Annotated in this window: 21 protein-coding genes; 13 read left to right on the top strand and 8 right to left on the bottom strand. The window is 65.1% G+C overall.

Annotation, left to right across the window (positions count from 1 at the left end; genetic code table 11):
- Positions 1 to 52: 52 nt before the first annotated feature.
- A complete protein-coding gene (locus B2585_RS19525) occupies positions 53 to 511 on the bottom strand; it encodes a MarR family winged helix-turn-helix transcriptional regulator (RefSeq protein WP_292025610.1) in 459 nt (152 codons plus the stop codon).
- A gap of 98 nt (positions 512 to 609) precedes the next feature.
- Between B2585_RS19525 and B2585_RS19520 the strand changes: the two genes are divergently transcribed.
- Complete coding sequence (locus B2585_RS19520; RefSeq protein WP_292025609.1) at positions 610 to 1,308, top strand: fumarylacetoacetate hydrolase family protein; 699 nt, start codon at positions 610 to 612, stop codon at positions 1,306 to 1,308.
- A 2-nt stretch (positions 1,309 to 1,310) separates the two neighbouring features.
- Here B2585_RS19520 and topA read toward each other — a convergent pair whose 3' ends face one another.
- The 3 genes from topA to tldD form a co-directional block, all read right to left on the bottom strand.
- Positions 1,311 to 3,830: a type I DNA topoisomerase gene (gene topA / locus B2585_RS19515; protein ID WP_292025608.1), complete on the bottom strand. Its 2,520-nt coding sequence runs from the start codon at positions 3,828 to 3,830 to the stop codon at positions 1,311 to 1,313.
- Positions 3,831 to 3,944: 114 nt separating this feature from the next.
- Positions 3,945 to 5,072, bottom strand: coding sequence for a DNA-processing protein DprA (gene dprA, locus B2585_RS19510; RefSeq protein WP_292025607.1), 1,128 nt, complete (start codon positions 5,070 to 5,072; stop codon positions 3,945 to 3,947).
- 204 nt (positions 5,073 to 5,276) lie between these two features.
- On the bottom strand, positions 5,277 to 6,701 hold the full coding sequence (gene tldD / locus B2585_RS19505) for a metalloprotease TldD (protein WP_292025606.1): 1,425 nt from the start codon (positions 6,699 to 6,701) through the stop codon (positions 5,277 to 5,279).
- 208 nt (positions 6,702 to 6,909) lie between these two features.
- On the opposite strand from tldD, the gene coxB reads away from it, so the two are divergent.
- The 11 genes from coxB (at position 6,910) to B2585_RS19450 (ending at position 16,938) form a co-directional block, all read left to right on the top strand.
- The gene (gene coxB / locus B2585_RS19500) at positions 6,910 to 7,770 is read left to right on the top strand and encodes a cytochrome c oxidase subunit II (protein WP_292025605.1); all 861 of its coding nucleotides are present in this window, start codon (positions 6,910 to 6,912) and stop codon (positions 7,768 to 7,770) included.
- 76 nt (positions 7,771 to 7,846) lie between these two features.
- Positions 7,847 to 8,782, top strand: coding sequence for a heme o synthase (gene cyoE, locus B2585_RS19495; RefSeq protein ID WP_292025604.1), 936 nt, complete (start codon positions 7,847 to 7,849; stop codon positions 8,780 to 8,782).
- Positions 8,779 to 8,964 (top strand): hypothetical protein, encoded by a 186-nt coding sequence (locus B2585_RS19490; protein ID WP_292025603.1) that lies wholly within the window; start codon positions 8,779 to 8,781, stop codon positions 8,962 to 8,964. The genes cyoE and B2585_RS19490 overlap by 4 nt, the downstream gene beginning before the upstream one ends.
- Positions 8,961 to 9,542 carry a cytochrome c oxidase assembly protein gene (locus tag B2585_RS19485; protein WP_292025602.1) on the top strand — a complete coding sequence of 194 codons (582 nt, stop codon included), beginning with the start codon at positions 8,961 to 8,963 and terminating at the stop codon, positions 9,540 to 9,542. Before B2585_RS19490 ends, B2585_RS19485 begins: the two co-directional genes overlap by 4 nt.
- A 16-nt stretch (positions 9,543 to 9,558) precedes the next feature.
- Entirely contained in the window at positions 9,559 to 10,359 is an 801-nt protein-coding gene (locus B2585_RS19480) for a cytochrome c oxidase subunit 3 (RefSeq protein WP_292025601.1), read from the top strand.
- 123 nt (positions 10,360 to 10,482) lie between these two features.
- Positions 10,483 to 11,169 (top strand): SURF1 family protein, encoded by a 687-nt coding sequence (locus B2585_RS19475; protein WP_292025600.1) that lies wholly within the window; start codon positions 10,483 to 10,485, stop codon positions 11,167 to 11,169.
- Positions 11,170 to 11,272: 103 nt separating this feature from the next.
- Positions 11,273 to 12,658, top strand: a complete 1,386-nt coding sequence (gene thrC, locus B2585_RS19470) for a threonine synthase (protein ID WP_292025599.1) — start codon at positions 11,273 to 11,275, stop codon at positions 12,656 to 12,658.
- Positions 12,655 to 13,917: a M16 family metallopeptidase gene (locus B2585_RS19465; RefSeq protein WP_292025598.1), complete on the top strand. Its 1,263-nt coding sequence runs from the start codon at positions 12,655 to 12,657 to the stop codon at positions 13,915 to 13,917. The genes thrC and B2585_RS19465 overlap by 4 nt, the downstream gene beginning before the upstream one ends.
- Positions 13,917 to 14,501, top strand: a complete 585-nt coding sequence (locus tag B2585_RS19460) for a GNAT family N-acetyltransferase (RefSeq protein ID WP_292025597.1) — start codon at positions 13,917 to 13,919, stop codon at positions 14,499 to 14,501. Before B2585_RS19465 ends, B2585_RS19460 begins: the two co-directional genes overlap by 1 nt.
- A gap of 169 nt (positions 14,502 to 14,670) precedes the next feature.
- Entirely contained in the window at positions 14,671 to 15,483 is an 813-nt protein-coding gene (locus B2585_RS19455) for an MBL fold metallo-hydrolase (protein WP_292025596.1), read from the top strand.
- Positions 15,484 to 15,519: 36 nt separating this feature from the next.
- Entirely contained in the window at positions 15,520 to 16,938 is a 1,419-nt protein-coding gene (locus B2585_RS19450) for an FAD-binding oxidoreductase (RefSeq protein WP_292025595.1), read from the top strand.
- A 198-nt stretch (positions 16,939 to 17,136) separates the two neighbouring features.
- Here B2585_RS19450 and B2585_RS19445 read toward each other — a convergent pair whose 3' ends face one another.
- From B2585_RS19445 to B2585_RS19430, 4 genes are read right to left on the bottom strand one after another with little or no spacing between them, the layout of a single operon-like run.
- Positions 17,137 to 17,667: an adenine phosphoribosyltransferase gene (locus B2585_RS19445; protein WP_292025594.1), complete on the bottom strand. Its 531-nt coding sequence runs from the start codon at positions 17,665 to 17,667 to the stop codon at positions 17,137 to 17,139.
- Between the two features lie 4 nt (positions 17,668 to 17,671).
- Entirely contained in the window at positions 17,672 to 18,004 is a 333-nt protein-coding gene (locus B2585_RS19440) for a 5'-methylthioadenosine phosphorylase (protein WP_292025593.1), read from the bottom strand.
- 11 nt (positions 18,005 to 18,015) lie between these two features.
- Entirely contained in the window at positions 18,016 to 18,684 is a 669-nt protein-coding gene (locus tag B2585_RS19435) for a DUF2927 domain-containing protein (RefSeq protein ID WP_292025592.1), read from the bottom strand.
- Positions 18,681 to 19,553, bottom strand: a complete 873-nt coding sequence (locus tag B2585_RS19430; protein WP_292025591.1) for an S-methyl-5'-thioadenosine phosphorylase — start codon at positions 19,551 to 19,553, stop codon at positions 18,681 to 18,683. The genes B2585_RS19435 and B2585_RS19430 overlap by 4 nt, the downstream gene beginning before the upstream one ends.
- A gap of 173 nt (positions 19,554 to 19,726) precedes the next feature.
- Here B2585_RS19430 and B2585_RS19425 point away from each other — a divergent pair, with 173 nt between their 5' ends.
- Positions 19,727 to 21,355 (top strand): SulP family inorganic anion transporter, encoded by a 1,629-nt coding sequence (locus tag B2585_RS19425; protein WP_292025590.1) that lies wholly within the window; start codon positions 19,727 to 19,729, stop codon positions 21,353 to 21,355.
- Positions 21,356 to 21,386 lie beyond the last annotated feature (31 nt).

Genomic DNA, 21,386 nt, shown 5'->3' with positions numbered 1-21,386 from the left:
GCTCCCGGCAGGCTCGCGCCTGTCTACACGCGCCCGGATCGACGCGAAAGTCTCAGCCCGCCGGATTGGCCGCATCCCGGCTGTTCGCGGACTTGCGCATCAGGGCAATGAGCAGACGCTGCTCGTCATAGGACAGGCCATGCAGGATTTCGTTCTGAAGGATGCGGACCTGCGGGCGGGCGCGGTCGAGCAGTACGACGCCATTCTGCGTAAGCCTGAGTGCCTTGGCCCGCCGGTCGGTCAGCGAAGGACGGCGGTCGATCATCAGCTTGGCCACAAGCCGGTCGACCACCCCGCCGATCGTCACCTTGTCATAGGCAATCGTCGCCGCCAGCCGCGCCTGATCGATCCCGGGCATCTCGGCCAGCGCTTCAAGCGTGGCGAATTGCACGGGCGTGAGGTCGAGCCCGATCTCGGCCATCCTCTCGCGAAACAAGGCCGTGGAGACCTGGTTCATCCGGCGAATGAGGTGTCCGGGCATGTCGAGGAAATCCGGGCGGGCGTCGGTCATGGGCACAGGCTAGCCGGTGGGCCGTGGATTTGACAAGTATGCGTATCATCCGCATGAAGTCACGCAGTGCGGCTGCACGGCTTGCAAAGGAGAGCGCCATGACAGACCTCTTGTTCGACCTGCCCGAAACCCCGAGCATAGTGGTGCGCGGCGAAACGGCTCGTTACCCGGTGCGCCGCGTTTTCTGTGTGGGCCGCAACTATGAAGCGCACGCGACGGAGATGGGGAACGTGGTCGACCGCGAGGCGCCTTTCTACTTCACGAAGTCGCCCGCGCACCTGATACACAGTGGTGCGACGCTGCCGTATCCGCCGGGCACCGAGAACCTGCACCACGAGATGGAGCTTTTCTTCACCATCGGAAGTCCGGTCCATCACGCATCGAAAGAGGAAGCAGTGGGCGCGATCCACGCCTACGGCGCGGCGCTCGACATGACCCGGCGCGACCTGCAGGACACGGCGAAGGACAAACGGCGTCCGTGGGATCTGAGCAAGGATTTCGAGGGCAGCGTGGTCGTGGGCCCGCTCACCCCGGCAAGTGATGTGGGTGAGATCGGACCGCAGCGCATCTCGCTCGCCGTGAACGGTGAGACCCGGCAGGATGCGACCCTGTCGCTCCTGATCCATTCCTGCACCGACATCGTGACGCACCTGTCGCGCTTCTACCATCTCGCGCCGGGTGACGTGATCCTGACGGGAACCCCCGCCGGGGTCGGCGCGGTGGGGCCGGGGGACCGGTTGTCGGGCACCATTGACGGGCTCGCGCCGGTTGAGCTCACCATCGGTCCCGCGGACTAGTCTCAGGCCTTTTTCTTGCGGCCCTTGCCCTTCTTGGTGGCCTTTTCGGCGATAAGCTCGACGGCCATTTCCATCGTCACGTCTTCGGGCTTGGTGTCCTTGGGCAAGGTCGCGTTGACCTTGGCCCATTTAACGTACGGCCCATAGCGCCCGTCCATTACGTTGACCGGCCCGCCCTCTTCGGGATGCTCGCCAAGCTCCTTGAGCGCCTTGGCCGCGCCGGCCCGCCCGCGCCCAGGATTGGCGCGTTTCTCGGCCAGGAGCTCGACCGCCCGGTTCATGCCGATCTCGAACACGTCGTCCGGGTCCTTGAGGTTGGCATAGGTCGGTTTGGGCGCGTCGGGAAGCTGGTGCATCACATAGGGGCCATAACGACCGAAGTTCGACTTGATCTCGCCGCCCTCGGGATGGGTGCCGACAAGACGCGGCAGGCTGAGAAGCGTGAGCGCCTTTTCAAGGTCCATGTCGTCCGTCGACCAGCCTTTGGGCAGGCTTGCCCGGTCGGGTTTCTTGTTGTCCTCGGTCACTTCGCCGCGCTGAACATAGGGGCCGAAACGGCCCGAACGCAGGCTGATTTCCTCGCCGTTCTCGTCTTCGCCCAGCACCCGGTCGCCCTGCGTTTCCTCGCCGCCGCCGATGGGGCGGGTATAGCGACATTCCGGGTAGTTGGAGCAGCCGATGAAACCGCCTGAGCGCGAGGTCTTCAGATGCAGATCGCCATTGCCGCACAGCGGGCATTTGCGCGGGTCCGACCCGTCCTCGCGCGGCGGATAGAGCTGCGGGGCCAGCGCCGCGTCGAGTTTGTCGAGTACTTCCGAGATGCGCAGTTCGCTCGTCTCGGCGATGGCGGCCGAGAAGTCGCGCCAGAACTGGGCGAGCAGCTTCTTGTAGTCCTGGTTGCCCGCCGAAACCTCGTCCAGCTCTTCTTCGAGCTGAGCGGTGAATTCGTAGCCCACGTAGCGGCGGAAGAAGTTGAGCAGGAAGATCGTGACGATCCGCCCCTTGTCCTCGGGAAAGAGCCGGTTCTTGTCCTTGCGAACGTATTCCCGGTCCTGAATCGTCGTGACGATCGAGGCATAGGTGGAGGGGCGCCCGATCCCGAGCTCCTCCATCTTCTTGACCAGCGTCGCCTCGGTGTAGCGCGGCGGGGGCTGGGTGAAATGCTGTTCAGGCGTGACGTTTTCCTTGGCCGTTGCATCGCCCTGCGAGAGCTGCGGCAGGCGGCCGTCGTCGTCATCCTCAAGCACGTCGTCGTCGCGCCCTTCCTCGTAGACCTTGAGGAAGCCGTCGAAGAGCACGACCTGCCCGGTGGCCCGCAGACCGACCTGACCGTCCTGCGATCCGACCTCGACCGTCGTGCGCTCGAGCTTCGCGCCCTCCATCTGGCAGGCGAGCGTGCGCTTCCAGATCAGGTCGTAAAGCTTGCGCTGATCCGGCTCCAGTTTCGGCAACTGGCCCGCATCGACGCTCATGTCCGTGGGGCGGATACATTCGTGCGCTTCCTGCGCGTTCTTCGCCTTGTTCTTGTAGACCCGCGGCTCTTTCGGCACATATTCGGCGCCGTAGCGGGAGGCGATTTCCTCGCGCGCGGCGGTCATCGCCTCGGGCGCCATGTCGATCCCGTCGGTCCGCATGTAGGTGATGTAGCCCGCTTCATAGAGACGCTGGGCGGTCGACATCGTCTGGCGCGCGCCGAAGCCGAACTTGCGGCTGGCTTCCTGCTGCAAAGTCGAAGTCATGAAGGGGGCCGAAGGGTTGCGGCTGCCCGGCTTGGCCTCAACCGAGGTAACCGCGAGGTCGCGTTTCTCGACGGCGGCGACCGCCAGAGCGGCAGCCTCTTCATTCTCAAGGTCGTAACGGTCGAGCTTCTTGCCGGCGTAGTTCACCAAACGCGCCTCGAACGACTGGCCACGCGGCGAGGTGAGCAGGGCCTTCACGCTCCAGTATTCGCGCGCCTTGAACGCCTCGATCTCCATTTCCCGCTCGACGATGAGCCGGAGGCAGACCGATTGAACCCGGCCTGCCGAGCGCGCGCCCGGAAGCTTGCGCCAGAGAACCGGCGACAGGTTGAAGCCCACGAGATAGTCGAGTGCGCGCCGGGCGAGGTAGGCTTCTACAAGGTCGCCGTCCACGTCGCGCGGGTTCTGCATCGCTTCGGTCACGGCGCTCTTGGTGATCGCGTTGAAGACGACACGGCTGACGGCCGTGTCCTTCTTGATCGCCTTGCGCTTGCGCAGCGTCTCTTCAAGGTGCCACGAAATCGCCTCACCCTCGCGGTCGGGGTCGGTCGCGAGGATCAGGGTGTTGTCGTCCTTGAGCGCGTCGGCGATCGCCTTGACGTGTTTGCGGCTATCCGCGCCGACCTCCCATTTCATCTCGAAATCGTGCTCGGTATCGACCGAGCCGTCTTTCGGGGGCAGGTCACGCACATGCCCGTAGGAGGCGAGAACCGTGTAGTCCTTTCCCAGATACTTGTTGATTGTCTTGGCCTTGGCAGGGCTCTCAACGACGACGACTGGCATCGATTTCCTCGCGACTCGGATAAGGGGCGTCTGGGGGGGTTAGATGGGTCGCGGTCGCAGGGGTTGTCAATGGCACGCCGGATCACGCCTTGTCGGGCGCTTCAGCCCAACGGGTCAGGCGCGGCGCGAAATCATGCCGCCCGGCGCCCGTTGAATCTGCCCCTCGAGTTCGAGATCGGTAAGCTCGGAAGCAACCGTGCCGGTGGGCAGCGCGAGGTCGCGCACAAGCTGGTCTTCGGACACCGGGCTGGGTCCGAGCCGGTCGAGGATCTGCTGATGCAGTGCCGCCGTTTCCGAAAGCGTGCGGGTCTCGGGCGGGGCAGGGGGGATGTCCACCGGAGGCGCGCCCACGAAGGGTTCGCATACCACTTCGGCCGGAATGTCCGGCTCGGCGCGGGGGGCGGCGACAGCTTCGGCATCCAGCGCGTCGAGCATGTCCCGTGCGCCGCGAAGGAGCGTGGCCCCGTCTCGGATCAACCGGTTACACCCGCTGGCCCGCGCATCGAAGGGGTGGCCGGGGACCGCGAACACCTCGCGCCCCTGTTCGAGCGCCATTTCGGCGGTGATAAGAGAGCCGGACTTTGCGGCCGCTTCCACCACCACCACGGCCCGCGACAGGCCCGAGATGATGCGGTTGCGGCGCGGGAAATGCCGGGCTTGCGGGGTGAGTGACATGGGCGCTTCCGACAGGCGCAGCCCGTCTCGTCCGATTTCCTCGCCCAGGACGGCATTCTCTGACGGGTAGATGACGTCGACACCGCCGGCCATGACGGCGATGGTCCCGGTCGCGAGCGCGGCCGCATGGGCTGCCGTGTCCACGCCGCGTGCCAGTCCGGAGGTCACGACCATCCCGGCCTCCCCCAAGTCAGCGGCGAGTTTGCGCGCCATACGGGTGCCGAGTGACGAGGCATTGCGCGCGCCGACCAGTCCGACCGACGGCCGGGCGAGCAGGCCGATGTCTCCGATAGCCCAAAGAATCGGTGGGGGATCCGGAATGTCCGTGAGCATTGCGGGATAGTCCGGCGCCCCGAAACACAGCATCCGCGCGCCGCATTTCTGGGCCCAGTCGAGCTCTTTCTCGACGATGGGAAGGGGGCAGACCTGATACTCAGTCACGCCCGCAGCCTTGGCCACATCCGGCAGCACCTCAAGCGCGGCTTCTGCCGATCCGTGTTCGCCCATGAGGCGGAAGAATGTGGTCACGCCCACGCGGCGTGAGCGCAAGAGGCGGAGCCAGGCCACCCGATCTTCCGTGCTTTGGGGTGGGGTGAGGGGGTGGTTGGAAGGGAATAAATCCACGGGGCTACCTGATTCCGTCTCTTGCCCGTTTACCATGCGACTCAAATGGTTAACGGGCCGTTACCAACGGAATAACCCATGCAGCGGCGAAGCTTATGGGGCGTTTGTCCGCCAGTCGGCGCGCGGGCTTTGCCGCGCGCCGTGGTCTTACGACTGACTTCCGCCCACGGTCAGCCCGCCGATCATCAAGGTCGGTTGGCCGACGCCAACCGGCACCCACTGGCCGGCCTTGCCGCAGTTACCGATACCGGGGTCGAGCGCCATGTCGTTGCCGACCGCGCGGACCTGCTTCATCGCCTTGGGTCCGTCGCCGATCAGTGTCGCGCCCTTCACCGGCGCACCGATCTTGCCGTTCTTCACACGGTAGGCCTCGGTGCAGGAAAAGACGAATTTGCCGTTCGTTATGTCGACCTGTCCGCCGCCGAAGCCGACGGCGTAGATCCCGTCCTTGAGGTCGGCCACGATTTCGCCGGGTGTGGCGTCGCCGCCCTCCATGATCGTGTTGGTCATGCGCGGCATCGGCGCATGGGCGTAGCTCTCGCGCCGTCCGTTGCCCGTCGCCTCGACCCCCATGAGGCGCGCGTTCTGGCGGTCCTGCATGTAGCCGACGAGCACCCCGTCCTCGATCAGCACCGTGCGCGAGGAGGGCGTGCCCTCGTCATCAATGGTGAGCGAGCCGCGCCGGTCCGCGATGGTCCCGTCGTCCACGACGGTGACGCCCTTGGCTGCGACCTGCTGGCCGACGAGGCCCGAGAAGGCGCTCGACCCCTTGCGGTTGAAGTCGCCCTCGAGCCCGTGCCCGACCGCCTCATGCAGCAGGATGCCGGGCCAGCCGTTTCCGAGCACCACATCCATCTGGCCCGCCGGCGCCGCCTCGGCCTCGAGGTTGACGAGCGCGATGCGCAGAGCCTCGTCCACGCTGGCCTTCCAGTGATCCGCCTCGATCAGCGGCGTGAGGCTTGCGCGACCGCCGCCGCCGTGGCTGCCGCTCTCGCGCCGCCCGTCCTTCTCGACGATGACCGAGACGTTCACGCGGGTCATGGGCCGGGTGTCCGAGACGAGGGTGCCGTCCGGGCGCAGGATGTGGACTTCCTGCAGACTCGCCGCAATCGTGGCGGACACCTGAACCACACGTTTGTCGCGGCCACGGGCGTATGCGTCAATTTCGCGCAGGGTTTCGACCTTCACCGGGAACTCGGCGTCGGTCATCGGATCGTTGTCCGTATATAACTTGTGATTGGTGCGCGCCGGCGTTGCGGCCAGCGTCCCGCCGCCTTCGGCCACCGCGAGGCGCGCGGTCTCGCAGGCGCGGATGAGCGAGGCTTCCGAGATGTCGGTGGAATGGGCGTATCCCGCCGTCTCGCCGCGTACAGCCCTGAGACCAAAGCCTTCCGAGGCATCATAGCTTGCATTGCGCAGCCGCCCGTCGTCGAAGACGAGCGCTTCTGACCGGCGTCGTTCGAGGAAAAGCTCCCCGTCGTCGGCGCCGTCCGTGGCTGCGCGCAGGCTCTTGAGTGCGCGCTCCTGGTCGAGCTGGTTGTCGAACGGGCGGAAGGGGGATTGGTCGGTCATGATGTCCTTTTCTGCCTGCTATGATCTGCATCAAAAGCATGCGAGATGAAGCATGTGTGCGGCTGAATGTAGCAGGATTTATCTTGTTCCTAGCCCCCTAATATGGTTTTAGACGCCCGGGAGACAACGGGATTCCCACGCACGGTGTGGTGAATACGGATGTGTGGCGCGAACCCCGCGTCGAGACAGGATGATAGGGAAGCAAAGAATGACGAAGACCCTGCGGCCTCTGGCCCTTCTGGCGGCAACTTTCTCGGGCGCAGCGGCCTGGGCTCAGGACGTGTCCCAAGAGCTCGAAGTGATCGGCGCGCCGACCGCCCGCGGCACCGGGTTTCAGCCGGCTGCCACCGACATCGCGCGGGCCACGTTCAGCCTCGACACCATGCTTCTCTACATCATCATCGCCATTTCGGTCTTCGTCGCGGCGCTGATCATCTGGGTGATCCTTCGCTACAACCGCGCGGCCAACAAGACGCCCGGGACCTTTACCCACAACACGGGTGTTGAGATCGCATGGACGCTGATCCCGATCGTCATTCTCGTCTTCATCGGCGCTCAGTCGCTCCCGGTTCTGTTCAAGCAGCAGGAAATCCCGGAAGGCGACGTGGTCATCAAGGCGACTGGCTACCAGTGGTACTGGGGCTACGAATACGTTGACGAAGAGTTCGGGTTCGACAGCTTCATGTTGGGTCGCGACGAGCTGGGCGAATATGGTTACGACGATGATCTCTATCGCCTCGCTACCGATACCGCCGTTGTGGTTCCGACCGGCAAGAAGATCGTCGTGCAGGTGACCGGCGCGGACGTGATCCACGCTTGGACCGTGCCTGCCTTCGGCGTGAAACAGGACGCGGTGCCGGGTCGCCTTGCCGAGCTTTGGTTCACCGTCGACGAGGGGATGGAAGGCATCTACTTCGGCCAGTGTTCGGAGCTTTGCGGCAAGGACCACGCCTTCATGCCGATCACGGTCAAGGCCGTGAGCCAGGAGGCGTACGACGCCTGGCTGGAAGAGGCGCGCGCGGAATACGCGGGCATCCCGGCCAAGGTGCAGGTGGCTTCGGCCGAGTGAACGGACCGGGGGGCCGCCGCAACGCGGCCCCGCGTAATCCGACCCCAAGGGGCTCTGGCCTCCGAGGTGATGAAACATGAGCGACACGACCATTCTTGATCAGGACCGCGACGCAGGCTTCGGCGACTACTTCGCCCTTCTGAAGCCGCGCGTGATGTCGCTCGTCGTGTTCACGGCCTTCGTCGGCCTGCTCGTCGCGCCCGGCGCGATCAATCCCTTCGTCGGGCTCTGCGCGATCCTGTTCATTGCCGTGGGCGGCGGTGCCTCCGGCGCGCTCAACATGTGGTGGGACGCGGATATCGACGCCAAGATGCGCCGCACGGTGAAGCGCCCCATTCCCGCTGGCAAGATCGAGCCGGGCGAGGCGCTGGGCCTCGGCATCGCGCTCACCGGCTTCTCGGTCATCATGCTGTTCCTCGCGACCAACTGGGTCGCCGGCGCGCTTCTGGCCTTCACGATCTTCTTCTACGTCGTGATCTACACGATGTGGCTCAAGCGTTGGACGCCGCAGAACATCGTCATCGGCGGGGCCGCAGGTGCCTTCCCCCCGATGATCGGATGGGCCGCCGTCACCGGCGATATCGCGCTCGAGTCGATCCTGATGTTCGCTCTGACTTTCGCGTGGACGCCGCCGCACTTCTGGTCGCTCGCGCTCTTCGTGAAAAGCGACTACAAGGATGCCGACGTGCCGATGCTGACCGTCACCCACGGTCGCCGGGTCACGCGCAACCATATCCTCGTCTACACCTTCGCGCTCGCCGCCGTGGCGATCGGCCTGGGTCTGACCTCCATCGGCGGGCCCGCCTACATGGCCGTGGCGGTCGTCATGAACCTTTGGTTCATCAAGGGTGCGATCGACATCTGGCGCCGGACCGATGCCGACAGCGAAGCGGACAGCCACCTCGTCGAGCGCAAGTTCTTCAAGTTTTCGCTGCTCTACCTCTTCGTCCATTTCGGGATGCTGTTGGTGGAGACATCGCTGACGCCCTTCGGGCTGGGAGGCTGGTCATGACCCAGATTCGCGCAACGCACGAAATTCACGGACGCCGGCTGTCCCGCAATATCGGCCTGGGTATTGTGCTCGTGGCCTTTGTCGGCATCGTATACGGCCTCACCATTGCCAAGGTCGGCACGGACCCCAATGACGATCTGGGCGCGCCCTGGGCGCAGGCTCAGGACAAGGCGGCGAAATGAGCGAACGGTCGACAACCAAATCAGCCCTGATGCTGGTGGGCGTCGTCGTGTTCATGGGTGGCATGGCGTGGGCGGCGGTGCCGTTCTACGACTGGTTCTGCCGCGTGACCGGCTTCGGCGGAACGACCGCCGCCGCGGACGCGGGATCGGACGTGGTGCTGGACAAGACGATCAAGGTCCGTTTCGACGGCTCCGTCGAGCGCGACTTCCCGTGGGAGTTCAAGCCGGCGCAGCGCCAGATGGAAGTGAAACTCGGGGAGACGGGGCTTGCCTTCTATGAGGCGACGAACACCTCCGACCGCCCGATCGCGGGCACGGCGAGCTACAATGTCGCCCCCTATTCGGCTGGCGGCTACTTCACCAAGATCGATTGCTTCTGCTTCGAACTGCAGGTGCTCGAACCCGGCGAAACGGTGATGATGCCCGTCACTTTCTACGTCGATCCCGAAATTACCCAGGACCGTGACGCCAAGTTTGCCAAGGTCATCACGCTCTCGTATACCTTCCACGAAACAGATCTGCCCGAGGAATACGCCGCGCTGGACGCGGATGTATCGGGACAGGCGGATCAGAACTAACCCAGGGACGCAAAAGATGGCCCACGCCAAGAACCACGACTACCACATCCTGCCTCCGTCGATTAACCCGCTCCTCGCGGCGGTCGGCGCTTTCGTCATGCTCTTCGGGGCGGTGAAATGGATGCATGACAGCGGCCCGTGGATCTTCCTCGCCGGCCTTCTCGTCGTGCTCTACACCATGTTCACCTGGTGGTCCGACGTGGTCGAAGAGGGCCAGACGGGCGATCACACACCGGTCGTGCGTATCGGGCTGAAGTACGGCTTCATCCTGTTCATCATGTCCGAGATCATGTTCTTCGTGGTGTGGTTCTGGAACTTCTTCAAGCACGCCATGTACCCGATGGGCCCCGAAAGCCCGGCCGTTGATGGCGTCTGGCCGCCGGCAGGGATCGAGACGTTCGACCCCTGGCACCTGCCGCTCATCAACACGCTGATCCTGCTCCTGTCCGGCGCGGCGGCGACCTGGGCGCACCACGCCCTCGTGCATGAGAACAACCGCAAGGACGTGAAGACCGGCCTGATCCTCGCGATCCTGCTGGGCATCCTCTTCACCTTCTTCCAGGCCTACGAATACAGCCACGCCGCCTTCGGCCTGTCGGGCAACATCTATGGCGCGACCTTCTTCATGGCGACGGGTTTCCACGGCTTCCACGTCATCATCGGGACGATCTTCCTCTTTGTCTGCCTGATGCGCATCTACGCGGGCCACTTCACGCAGGACCATCACGTCGGCTTCGAGGCCGCCGCGTGGTACTGGCACTTCGTGGACGTCGTCTGGCTCTTCCTGTTCTGCGCCGTCTACATCTGGGGCGGCTGACAACAGCGACAGATCGAATTCGGACGGGCGGGGGTGACCTCGCCCGTTTCACGTTCGGGGGTGTCTCCCACCGCCAGACAACACGCTCTGGAGGCCCCCGAACGCCGGTGCTAAGGGAAACCCATGCTGAAACAGGTCATCACCGCCATCCTGCTGATCGCCGGCCTCGCGTCCTTCGTGTCGCTTGGTGTCTGGCAACTCCAGCGGCTCGAGTGGAAACAGGGCGTGCTGGACGAGATCGAAGCGCAGATCGCCGGAGAGGCGGGGCCGCTGCCCTCAGACCCCGATCCCGAAACGGACCGCTATCGACCCGTGGCCGTCACCGGCACGATGGGGGACGATGAAATCCACGTCCTCGTCTCCTCGCGGGACTTCGGCGCGGGCTTTCGCATCATCGCGCCGTTTACGACCGAAACGGGCCGCCGCATCCTCGTCGACCGGGGGTTCGTGCCGACCGAAATGAAGACCGCCGCGCGTACGACCGGGCCGATGGAGGTGGAGGGGAATCTGCATTGGCCCGAGGAGCGTGACAGCTTCACCCCGGACGACGATCCGGACGGCAACTGGTGGTACGCCCGCGACGTGGACAAGATCGCCGGGGCGCTCGGCACCGACCCCGTGCTCGTCATCGCGCGCAGCCAGACGGACCCCGACGTCTTACCCCTCCCGGTCACGACCGAAGGCATCCCGAACGACCATCTGGAATACGCGATGACATGGTTTCTCATGGCCGTGACCTGGGTGGTGATGACAGGGTTCGCACTTTGGCGTATACGGCGGCGGAACGAGAAACGGGTGGCCGGGACGTGACGCGCAAGAGCGTCGTTTCGCACCGGAACCAAGCCGGAAACCGCGCCAGTTTGAGGAGCGCGACACCGGCCCGGACCGCCTGCAAGGACGAGGACACGAGCACATGAAATACGTCTCGACACGCGGGAGCGCTCCCACGCTCAGCTTCGAGGAAGCCATGCTGACCGGGCTCGCCCGTGACGGCGGCCTGTATGTTCCCGAGTCCGTGCCGACCATGACCACCGAAGAGATCGCGGCTCTCGCAGGTCGATCCTATGAAGACGTGGCCTTCACGGTCATGAAGCCTTTCATCGGCGACAGCTTCTCGGACAACCAGCTCCGCGCCCGCATCCGCCACGCCTACGCGGGTTTCGGCCACGCGGCCCGCGCGCCGCTGGTGCAACTCGGTCCCAATCACTTCCTGCTGGAGCTGTTCCACGGTCCGACGCTGGCGTTCAAGGATTTCGCCATGCAGCTTATCGGCCAGCTCTTTCAGGCGGCGCTGGAGCGGCGGGGCGAAAAGATCACCATCGTGGGAGCGACGAGCGGCGACACCGGCTCGGCGGCGATCGAGGCGTTCCGGGGGCTCGACAATGTCGACGTCTTTATCCTCTTCCCCGATGGCCGGGTGTCCGATGTGCAGCGGCGGCAGATGACCACCCCGTCCGAGGGCAACGTCCACGCGCTCGCGCTGGCGGGCGATTTCGACGATTGCCAGGCCCGGCTCAAGGACATGTTCAACCATTTCGAGTTCCGCGACGCCGTGGGGCTCGCCGGTGTGAATTCGATCAACTGGGCGCGGGTGCTGGCGCAGGTCGTCTACTACTTCACCTCCGCCGTGGCGCTGGGCGCACCGCACCGCGAGGTGAGCTTCACCGTGCCCACGGGCAATTTCGGTGACGTGTTCGCGGGTTACATCGCGCGTCAGATGGGCCTGCCCATCCGCGACCTCGTGATCGCGACGAACCAGAACGACATCCTGCACCGGACGCTGGAAACAGGCTCCTACACCAAGGAAACCGTGCTGCCCTCGGTCAGCCCCTCGATGGACATTCAGGTGTCGTCCAACTTCGAACGTGTGCTGTTCGACGCCTACGGTCGCGACGGCGCGGTCGTAGCCGACCAGATGGCCGACCTCGCGGGCGATGGCTTTACCATCAGTCAGGGTGCCATCGACTTCCTGCGCGGTCAGTTCAAGTCGGGCCGCGCATCTGAGGAAGAAACGCTTGCCACGATCCAGTCCACATGGGACGCGACGGGCGAAGTCATCTGCCCCCACACCGCCGTCGGCGTGAAGGTCGCGAACGAGCACCAGTCGGATGTGCCGATGATCACGCTTGCCACGGCCCATCCGGCCAAGTTCCCCGCAGCGGTCAAGGAGGCTTCCGGCCGTGATGCCCATCTCCCCCCGCGCATGTCGGACCTGTTCGACCGCGAGGAACGGGTGCGCAAGGTGCCCAACGACCTCACCGCGCTCGAAACCCTGATTTACAACGAGCGCCGCACATGACCATTCGTTTCGACACCCTGTCCAACGGCTTTCGCGTCGTGACCGAACACATGCCCGGGATCGAAAGTGCGAGCCTCGGCGTCTGGATCACGGCTGGCGGCCGGCATGAGCGGCTGGAACAGAACGGTATCGCACATTTCCTGGAACACATGGCGTTCAAAGGGACCAAGCGGCGCACGACGCTCCAGATCGCCGAAGAGATCGAAGACGTGGGCGGCTACCTGAATGCCTATACCGGGCGCGAGGTGACGGCCTATTACGCGCGGGTCCTGCGCGAGGATGTGGCGCTGGCCGTTGACGTGATCTCCGACATCCTGATGAACCCGGTTTTCGACCCGGACGAAATCGAGGTGGAGCGCGGCGTGATCCTTCAGGAAATCGGGCAGGCGCTCGACACGCCCGACGACGTGATCTTCGACTGGTTGCAGGAAGCGGCCTATCCGGAGCAGGCCATCGGTCGTCCCATCCTCGGCCCCGCCGAACGGGTGCAGGGCTTTGCGCGCGGCGATCTCGCCGGGTTCGTGGATGAGCACTATGGCCCCGACCGCATGATCCTCGCCGCTGCTGGCGCGGTGGACCATGACGAAATCATGCGACTCGCAGAAAAGGCCTTCGGCGGCCTCAACCGCCCGTCGTCCAGCGTGATCCAACCTGCCGGCTTCGTCGGCGGCGAGCGGCGCGAACTCAAGCACCTCGAACAGGTACATTTCACGCTCGCGCTGGAGGGGCCGGGCTACCTGGACGATACGATCTATACTGCGCAGGTGTATGCCAACGCGCTCGGCGGTGGCATGTCCTCGCGCCTCTTTCAGGAAGCGCGGGAGAAGCGGGGCCTGTGCTACACGATCTTTTCGCAGGCGGGCGCGTGGTCGGACACCGGCCTCATCACGATCTACGCCGGCACCTCGGCGGGCGAGATCGCGGGACTTGCGGAGCTGACCATCGACGAGCTGCGCCGCGCGGCCACCGACATGACCGTGGCCGAAGTCGACAGGGCGCGCGCGCAGTTGCGTGCCGGGATGCTCATGGGTATGGAATCGGCCTCGTCCCGTGCCGAACGGCTGGCCCGGCAGGTGGCGATCTGGAACCGTGTCGTGCCTGTCGAGGAAACCCTCGCGCGGCTCGACTCCGTCACGACCGAGGACGTGCGCGGCCTCGGCACCCGGATCGCTACGAACCCGCGCGCCGCGCTCGCGCTCTATGGCCCTGCCGAAACTGCACCGACGCTGTCCGCACTGACCGACAGGCTCGCCGCGTGATGCTCCGGCGGCCGAAAAAGGTCCGGATCGATACCGAGCGGCTGACCCTTCGCCCGCTCAACCACGGCGATTTCCACGCATGGACCGAGCTTCGCGCCTCCAGCCGCGCGTTTCTCACGCCGTGGGAGCCGACCTGGACTGCCGACCACCTGACGCGCAAGGGCTTCACGAACCGGGTCTATTGGGTGAATCGCTCGGTCTCTCAAGGCTCGGCCCTGCCGCTCCTCATCATCCGCCGCCACGACAATGTGCTGCTCGGCGCGATCACGGTGGACAACGTGCGGCGCGGCCCGGCCCAGTCGGCCACCTGCGGATACTGGGTCGGCGAACCTTTCGCTCGGCAGGGTTACATGCGTGAGGCGCTCGACGCCGTGGTGAACCACGCCTTCACCGAGATGGACCTTTCGCGGCTCGAGGCGGGCTGCCTGCCGGAAAACACCGCCTCGCGCGGGGTGCTGGAGAAATGCGGCTTCAAATACGAAGGCGTGGCGCAGAGCTACCTCCAGATCAACGGACGTTGGCGCAACCACGTCCTGTATGCCGCGCTCCGTGCCGACCGGCGGGGGCGGACGGACGCGGGCTGACCAACAGCTTTCTTCAAGTTGACGCCGGCGACGCAGGACCGCTCATGTTCTGCGGCCAGACGCTCGACAAGCTCGTGCGCCATGTGCCGGGTCAACGCTGACCAAGGTCAGGCACGCCCTCACACGGAGTTGAGGCGACAGGCCCGTGATCCATGGCAGGATGCGGGCCATGTCCATGATCCGCCTTGCCGCCGCCCTGACCCTCACCGCCACGCCACTCGCCGCGCAGGAGCGCATCGAGTCCCATTGTCACGCGCTCGCGCAGAACATGGCGGCCCCCTATGTCCAGCTTGCCTCCTACACCGACCCGGTGCCGGCCGAGAGTGTGCGCATTTCCTATGTCGGCCATGCCTCGTTCCTGATCCAGACCGAGGGCGGGCTCGCCTTCATCACCGATTACACGGGCGATCAGGGCGGGGCCGACCTGATCCCGGACGTGGTGACGATGAACAACGCCCATATCAGCCACTTCACATGGTCGCCCGACCCGGACATCCCGAACGTGTTACAGGGCTGGGCGGATGGCGACGGCCAGCGAAACCACGAACTCGACCTTGGTGAGGCGCTGATCCGCAACATCCATACCGACATTCGTGGCTATGAAAGTCTTGTCGAAGATGGAAATTCAATTTTCGTGTTCGAGGTGGCCGGCCTGTGCATTGGGCATCTGGGCCACCTCCACCACGTTCCCGACGCGGGCCAGTATGCCGAGATCGGGCGGCTGGACGTGGTGATGGCGGCCGTGGACGGGGGCGTTTCGCTCGACACGCAGAGCATGATCCGCGTGATGGAGCGGCTGCGTGCCCGCGTGGTCATTCCGATGCACTGGTTCGGGCGCTACACGCTCGACCGGTTCCTTGGCGGGATGCGCGACGGGGACTTCGACGTGGTCGATGCGGGGATCGGAGAGATCACGCTGTCGATGGACACGCTGCCGGGACGACCAACGGTGATGGTGCTTCAACCGGGCATGCTCGACTGACTTGCCCCGCGCCCGTTTGGGTGCCATCCAGTTTCCATGAGCGATCTCAATCCTGCCGATGCGGCTTTCGAGGCCCGCCTGCGCGACGCGCTGCCCGAGGCCGCGTTCCGCCCCCTGACACCTGCTTATCTGGAAGAACCGCGCGGGCTGTTTCAAGGCGGCGAGGGCCTGCTGGTCGCGCCGGGATCGACCGAAGACGTGGCGAAGGTCGTTCGCGCGGCCCTCAAGGCGCGGGTTGCCGTGGTGCCCTATGGCGGCGGGACCGGGCTCGTCGGCGGTCAGATCATGGCCGAGGGGCCGCGCCCGGTGATCCTGTCGCTCGAACGCATGACGCAGGTGCGCGGCGTTTATCCGACTGAAAACGTGGTGATCGCGGAAGCGGGCGTGATCTTGGCGGACTTGCAATCGGCGGCCGAAGCCGAGGACCGGCTGTTCCCAATGTCGCTGGCCTCGGAAGGCTCCGCGCGGCTGGGTGGTATCCTCTCCACCAATGCAGGCGGCGTGAACGTCCTGCGTTACGGGAACACGCGCGAGCTATGCCTCGGGCTGGAGGCCGTGCTGCCGGACGGCACGATCTGGCACGGGTTGAAGCGGCTCAGGAAAGACAACACCGGCTACGACCTGCGCGGGATTCTCGTGGGGGCCGAAGGCACGCTGGGCATCATCACGGCGGCGTCGATGCGGCTTTTCCCTCGCCCCGCCCGCACAGGGACCGCACTCATTGCAGTTGAAAGCCCGGCGGCGGCGCTGGAGCTACTGGCGCTCGCAGGCGCGCGGATCGGGCCGGGGATCAGCGCGTTCGAGCTGGTGTCGGGGCAGGGGCCGCGATTCCTCGTCGAAACCGATTGCCCGGCGCGGTGCCCGATGGACCCGGTGCCGGACTGGTCGGTGCTGATCGACCTCGGCCTTGGTGCTGAGGACGATCCCGACGCCGCCCTCACGGGGCTCTTCGAGGCGGCGCTCGAAGCAAGCCTTGCCCACGACGGCGTTATCGCGAGCAGCGAAACGCAGAGGGCCGAACTGTGGCAGATGCGTGAGGAAATCCCCGAAGCGAACCGGCGGATCGGCTCCGTTTCTTCCCATGACATTTCGCTGCCCCTGTCCGAAATCCCCGCGTTTCTGGAACATGCGGGGGCCGCGGTGGCCGCGCTTGGGAATTTCCGGATCAACGTGTTCGGCCACTTGGGCGACGGCAACCTGCACTACAATATCTTCCCGCCCAAGGGCGTGGCGCGCGACAGCCTGCGCGACAAGCGCGGCGCGGTCGCGGCGGTGGTCTATGACCTCGTGGCCGAAAAGGGGGGCTCGTTCTCGGCTGAACACGGGATCGGCCGGCTAAAGGTCGCGGACCTCGCCCGCTACGGCGATCCGGCCAAGGCTGCGGCGATGCGCGCGATCAAGGCGGCGCTGGATCCGGACGGCATCATGAACCCCGGCGTGATGCTGGAGCGGTAGCTGTTGCCAAATTGTGCGCCTGCGGCGCGCTCAGGTCTGGTGACAGGTGACACAGGCCTCACAAGGCATGGCGACCATGTGAAAGCGCCCCGCCGAGGGGGATGGCGGGGCGCTGCACGGGGGGACGTGCTGATCAAGCAGCGGTCCGTGCTCCCACGAACCAAAGTTGACGGTAGGAGCGAGTCGTTAAGAAAACGTCTACGCGCCTTCAAAGTCGCAAAGCGTATGAACGGCCATGCCCATCCCGTCGAGTTTGGCGTGGCCGCCAAGCTCCGGCAGGTCGACGATGAAAGCGCAGCCCACCACCTCGCCGCCCAACCGTTCGATAAGCTGGATGCCCGCCGCTGCCGTGCCGCCCGTGGCCAGGAGGTCGTCGACGAGCAAGACACGTTCGCCGGGCTGGATCGCGTCGTCGTGGATTTCCATCACCGCCTCGCCGTATTCGAGTTCATAGGCCTGGCTCACCGTGGCACCCGGCAATTTTCCCTTCTTGCGGATCGGTGTGAAGCCGACAGAAAGCTGGTGCGCGATGGCACCGCCGATGATGAAGCCCCGCGCCTCCAGCCCCGCGACCTTGTCGATCCGGGTGCCGGCATAGGGGTGAAGCATCTGGTCGATGCACATGCGGAAGCCACGCGGGTCGGAGAAGAGCGTGGTCACATCGCGGAACATGATCCCCTCGTGGGGGAAGTCGACGATGGTGCGGATGTAGTCCTTGACGGTTTTCATGGGGTCACTTCGTATTTTCGATCATGGAACGGCTCACCACATAAAGGAGCGTGTCGCCGGGTGCACGCTGACATTCGGTCATGGTCAGCTCGAAGATCTTGAGCCCACCGACCTCCTCGACAATATCGACAAAGCCCGTCTCGCGCGTGAAGGTGGCGTGCGACCAGAAACCCATGAGCCAGCCGACGAGTTGCTCATAGGCCATGCCTTCGCCAGAGTTGGCCGCTTCCAGCGCCCTGGCGCAATCCCATCGGCCGGCCCCCATCACGAACCCGTCGGCCTGCGCGGGCAGGGCGGAACAGAGGGAAAGGAAGGCGGCAGGGACGAGACGGCGCATGGCGGGCTCCTTCAGCGGGCATAGTGGCGTTGCAGGGCCATGATGTCTTGCGGGCCGAGCGCCGTCGAGGCATTCGTGTCCTGCGCGAAGACAGAGGTTTCGTCGTAATGCGGGTTTCGGATGTCCGTCATCAACCCCATTGCCTGTGTCAACTCTTCCAGCATGACGCTCTCATAGGCACGAATCTGGAGCGTGGTGGAGAAGATCACGGCCACCTGCCGGATGCGCCCGGTCTCGCGCTCGAACAGCACGCGGGTGGAGGCTCCGCCGAGGGGCGAGCCGTCCACGCCCTCGATCCCCGTGCCCGCGATCGGTTCACCGCGTTCGAGGTCGAAAAAGAACAGTTCGATTTCCGCTTCCGCGCCTTCGTCGACTTCGACAAGCCGCACGCCAGCTTCTGCGCCGTTCAACTCCTGTATCGCCCGTTCCAACGCTGCGAAGGCGCGCAGGCGTTTGCCACCGAGATAGGCGTCGTCCATCTGCCGGATCGCGATGCGGATCGGCCGTCCCTCCCGTTCCCACCGCACGAACGGCTTGCGGCATTCCCCGCCCGGCTCGGCCCCACAGGCGACGGCGTTGTAGAAATCGTCGTCGCTCATCGGTCCGCGCGCCTCGACGAATTCCTGTGCCAGCGCGGCCCCCGGCAGAAGCGCCGCGAAAAGCGCGGCCCGCCAGATCAAAGGACGCGGCCCGCCACTGTGGTGAGCTTCGCGACAAGATCGGGGTCGCGCTTTTCCGGGGCCGTCATGATTGCGAACTCCAGAGCCTTGTCGCAGCCGTGCGGGCAGGCTTCACGGGTCGCGCCCAGAAGCGCGGGCAGGCGGGCGATCAGGTTGCGCGCGTTCTCGGAATTTGCGCCCAGCGTGGCGATGATCTCGGCAATGTCGACCTCGCCATGGTGCGGATGCCAGCTGTCGTAATCGGTGATCATGGCGACGGAGGCATAGTCGATCTCGGCCTCGCGGGCGAGCTTGGCCTCCGGCATGTTGGTCATGCCGATCACGTCGCAGCCCCAGACCTCACGGTAGAGCTTCGATTCGGCGAGGGTCGAGAACTGTGGCCCCTCCATGCACAGGTAGGTGCCGCCGTTGTGGACGCTGACCCCGGCCTCCCGTGCCGCCGTCAGACAGGCATCGGCCAGCCGCGCGCAGATCGGGTGGGCGAGGCTCACATGGGCGACGCAGCCGGTGCCGAAGAAGCTTTTCTCTCGCGCTACGGTCCGGTCGATGAACTGGTCGAGGATCACGAAATCGCCCGGTGCCATATCCTCGCGGAACGACCCGCAGGCGGAGACCGAGATGATGTCGGTCACACCCAGCGATTTCAGCGCATGGATGTTGGCGCGATAGGGCACCGTGGTCGGAGTATGGACATGCCCGCGCCCGTGGCGGGGCAGAAAGGCCATGCGCACCCCGTCGAGCGTGCCGGTCAGCACCTGATCGGACGGGTCACCCCACGGCGTCTGGATCGTGACCCAGTCCGCGCCCTCCAAGCCCTCGATCTCGTAAAGGCCCGATCCTCCGATCACGCCGATCATGGTTTCCGCCATCCTGCCCTCCTGTCACTCGCGGCGAGTGAAGCAGCCTTACGGGGCCGAAGCAAGCGGATCGGGCCAAGCCTTGCACCCTGCGGGACAGGGTTTTGCGGGATTGCGGGTGGTCTTTTCTGCATTGCGGCGATAGGAGGGGCGCGCGAACAATCAATCCCTACATGAGGTGCCCCGTGGCCCGAGCCCTGCTGGCGCGATTTGCCAACCGCATAGAGACTCCCGACCTGCGCATCGCGCCGGGCAGCCCGCTGAACGCCGGGCGCATCCGGATCGAGCTGCTGTCGGGCCTCACCGTGGCGCTGGCCTTGGTGCCCGAAGCGGTCGCCTTCGCCTTCGTCGCGGGGGTCCATCCGCTCGTTGGCCTCTACGCGGCCTTCCTCGTGGGGCTCATCACAGCCGTCTTCGGCGGGCGTCCGGGCATGATTTCGGGGGCCACCGGCGCGCTGGCCGTGGTCATGGTCGCGCTGGTGGCGCAGCACGGGGTGGAATACCTCTTCGCCGCCGTCGTCCTTATGGGGCTGATCCAGGTCTTCGCGGGGGTCATGCATTGGGGCAAGTTCATCCGGCTCGTGCCGCATCCGGTGATGTTGGGCTTCGTCAACGGGCTCGCCATCGTGATCTTTCTCGCGCAGCTCACGCAGTTCAAGGTGCCGGGCACGATGGAGGCCACGGGGCACGGCATGGGCGGGGGCGAATGGCTCTCGGGTATGCCGCTTTACACCATGCTCGGCCTCGTGGCGCTGACGATGCTGGTGATCTGGGCGATGCCCAAGATCACGCGCGTCGTCCCCGCGCCGCTTGCCGGGATCGGAATCGTCGCCGCCGTGGTGATCGGCTTCGGCATCGACGTGCCGCGCGTCGGCGACCTTGCCACGATCAAGGGCGGCCTGCCGCCGTTTCACATCCCGATGGTGCCGTTCAATCTGGAGACGCTCCAGATCATCCTGCCCTACGCGGTAATCCTTGCGGCCATCGGTCTAATCGAAAGCCTGCTGACCCTGAACCTCGTGGGCGAGATGACCGGCCAACGTGGCGGCGCATCGCAGGAGTGTATCGCGCAGGGCGTGGCCAACACGGTGACGGGGTTCTTCGGCGGCATGGGCGGTTGCGCCATGATCGGCCAGTCGATGATCAACGTGAAATCCGGCGGGCGCACGCGGATCGCGGGCATCGCTGCGGCGCTGTTTCTGTTGTCCTTCATCCTCTTCGCCTCGCCGCTGATCGAGCAGATCCCGCTGGCCGCCCTCGTGGGTGTGATGTTCATGGTCGTCATCGGCACCTTCGCCTGGAACTCTGTCCGCATCCTGACCCGCGTGCCGCGCATGGACGCTTTCGTGATCCTTCTCGTGACGGTCGTGACGGTGATGGAAGACCTCGCGGTCGCCGTGGTCGTCGGCGTGATCGTCTCGGCGCTCGCCTATGCCTGGGGCAACGCGACGCGTATCCGGGCCAAGACCTACACGACTCCAGAAGGGGCCAAGGTCTATCAGGTCAACGGGCCGTTGTTCTTTGGCTCGTCCGACGGGTTCACGGAACTGTTCGATGTCGAGAGCGACCCGTCGCGCGTGGTCGTTGACTTCGAGGACAGCCGTGTGGTGGACCAGTCCGCCCTTCAGGCGATCGAGGCGATTGCGGGCAAGTATGAGGCGGCGGGCAAGCAACTCCAGCTGCGGCACTTGTCGCGGGATTGTCACCAGCTTCTGAAAAAGGCCGGGCACCTGATGGTCGATAGCGATGACGATCCGGACTACCAGGTCGCGGTCGATTATTCGGTGCGCACGGGGATCCTTGGCGGGCACTGATCGGCTTTTCGTCGGCCCCGTTCTTCTCTGG

The organism is Maritimibacter sp. UBA3975, from assembly GCF_002384975.1.
Classification (GTDB): Bacteria; Pseudomonadota; Alphaproteobacteria; order Rhodobacterales; family Rhodobacteraceae; genus Maritimibacter.
This window is presented reverse-complemented; position numbering and strand designations above follow the sequence as displayed.

What these genes read in the sequence shown, in the direction of transcription:
- B2585_RS19490 (WP_292025603.1), top strand. Translation starts at nt 8,779, where the DNA reads ATGACCCAGATTCGCGCAACGCACGAAATTCACGGACGCCGGCTGTCC.
- B2585_RS19480 (WP_292025601.1), top strand. Translation starts at nt 9,559, where the DNA reads ATGGCCCACGCCAAGAACCACGACTACCACATCCTGCCTCCGTCGATT.
- B2585_RS19460 (WP_292025597.1), top strand. Translation starts at nt 13,917, where the DNA reads ATGCTCCGGCGGCCGAAAAAGGTCCGGATCGATACCGAGCGGCTGACC.
- B2585_RS19445 (WP_292025594.1), bottom strand. Translation starts at nt 17,667, where the DNA reads ATGAAAACCGTCAAGGACTACATCCGCACCATCGTCGACTTCCCCCAC.
- B2585_RS19475 (WP_292025600.1), top strand. Translation starts at nt 10,483, where the DNA reads ATGCTGAAACAGGTCATCACCGCCATCCTGCTGATCGCCGGCCTCGCG.
- B2585_RS19465 (WP_292025598.1), top strand. Translation starts at nt 12,655, where the DNA reads ATGACCATTCGTTTCGACACCCTGTCCAACGGCTTTCGCGTCGTGACC.
- tldD (WP_292025606.1), bottom strand. Translation starts at nt 6,701, where the DNA reads ATGACCGACCAATCCCCCTTCCGCCCGTTCGACAACCAGCTCGACCAG.
- B2585_RS19440 (WP_292025593.1), bottom strand. Translation starts at nt 18,004, where the DNA reads ATGCGCCGTCTCGTCCCTGCCGCCTTCCTTTCCCTCTGTTCCGCCCTG.
- B2585_RS19520 (WP_292025609.1), top strand. Translation starts at nt 610, where the DNA reads ATGACAGACCTCTTGTTCGACCTGCCCGAAACCCCGAGCATAGTGGTG.
- cyoE (WP_292025604.1), top strand. Translation starts at nt 7,847, where the DNA reads ATGAGCGACACGACCATTCTTGATCAGGACCGCGACGCAGGCTTCGGC.
- thrC (WP_292025599.1), top strand. Translation starts at nt 11,273, where the DNA reads ATGAAATACGTCTCGACACGCGGGAGCGCTCCCACGCTCAGCTTCGAG.
- B2585_RS19455 (WP_292025596.1), top strand. Translation starts at nt 14,671, where the DNA reads ATGTCCATGATCCGCCTTGCCGCCGCCCTGACCCTCACCGCCACGCCA.
- B2585_RS19430 (WP_292025591.1), bottom strand. Translation starts at nt 19,553, where the DNA reads ATGGCGGAAACCATGATCGGCGTGATCGGAGGATCGGGCCTTTACGAG.
- B2585_RS19485 (WP_292025602.1), top strand. Translation starts at nt 8,961, where the DNA reads ATGAGCGAACGGTCGACAACCAAATCAGCCCTGATGCTGGTGGGCGTC.
- topA (WP_292025608.1), bottom strand. Translation starts at nt 3,830, where the DNA reads ATGCCAGTCGTCGTCGTTGAGAGCCCTGCCAAGGCCAAGACAATCAAC.
- B2585_RS19450 (WP_292025595.1), top strand. Translation starts at nt 15,520, where the DNA reads ATGAGCGATCTCAATCCTGCCGATGCGGCTTTCGAGGCCCGCCTGCGC.
- B2585_RS19525 (WP_292025610.1), bottom strand. Translation starts at nt 511, where the DNA reads ATGACCGACGCCCGCCCGGATTTCCTCGACATGCCCGGACACCTCATT.
- coxB (WP_292025605.1), top strand. Translation starts at nt 6,910, where the DNA reads ATGACGAAGACCCTGCGGCCTCTGGCCCTTCTGGCGGCAACTTTCTCG.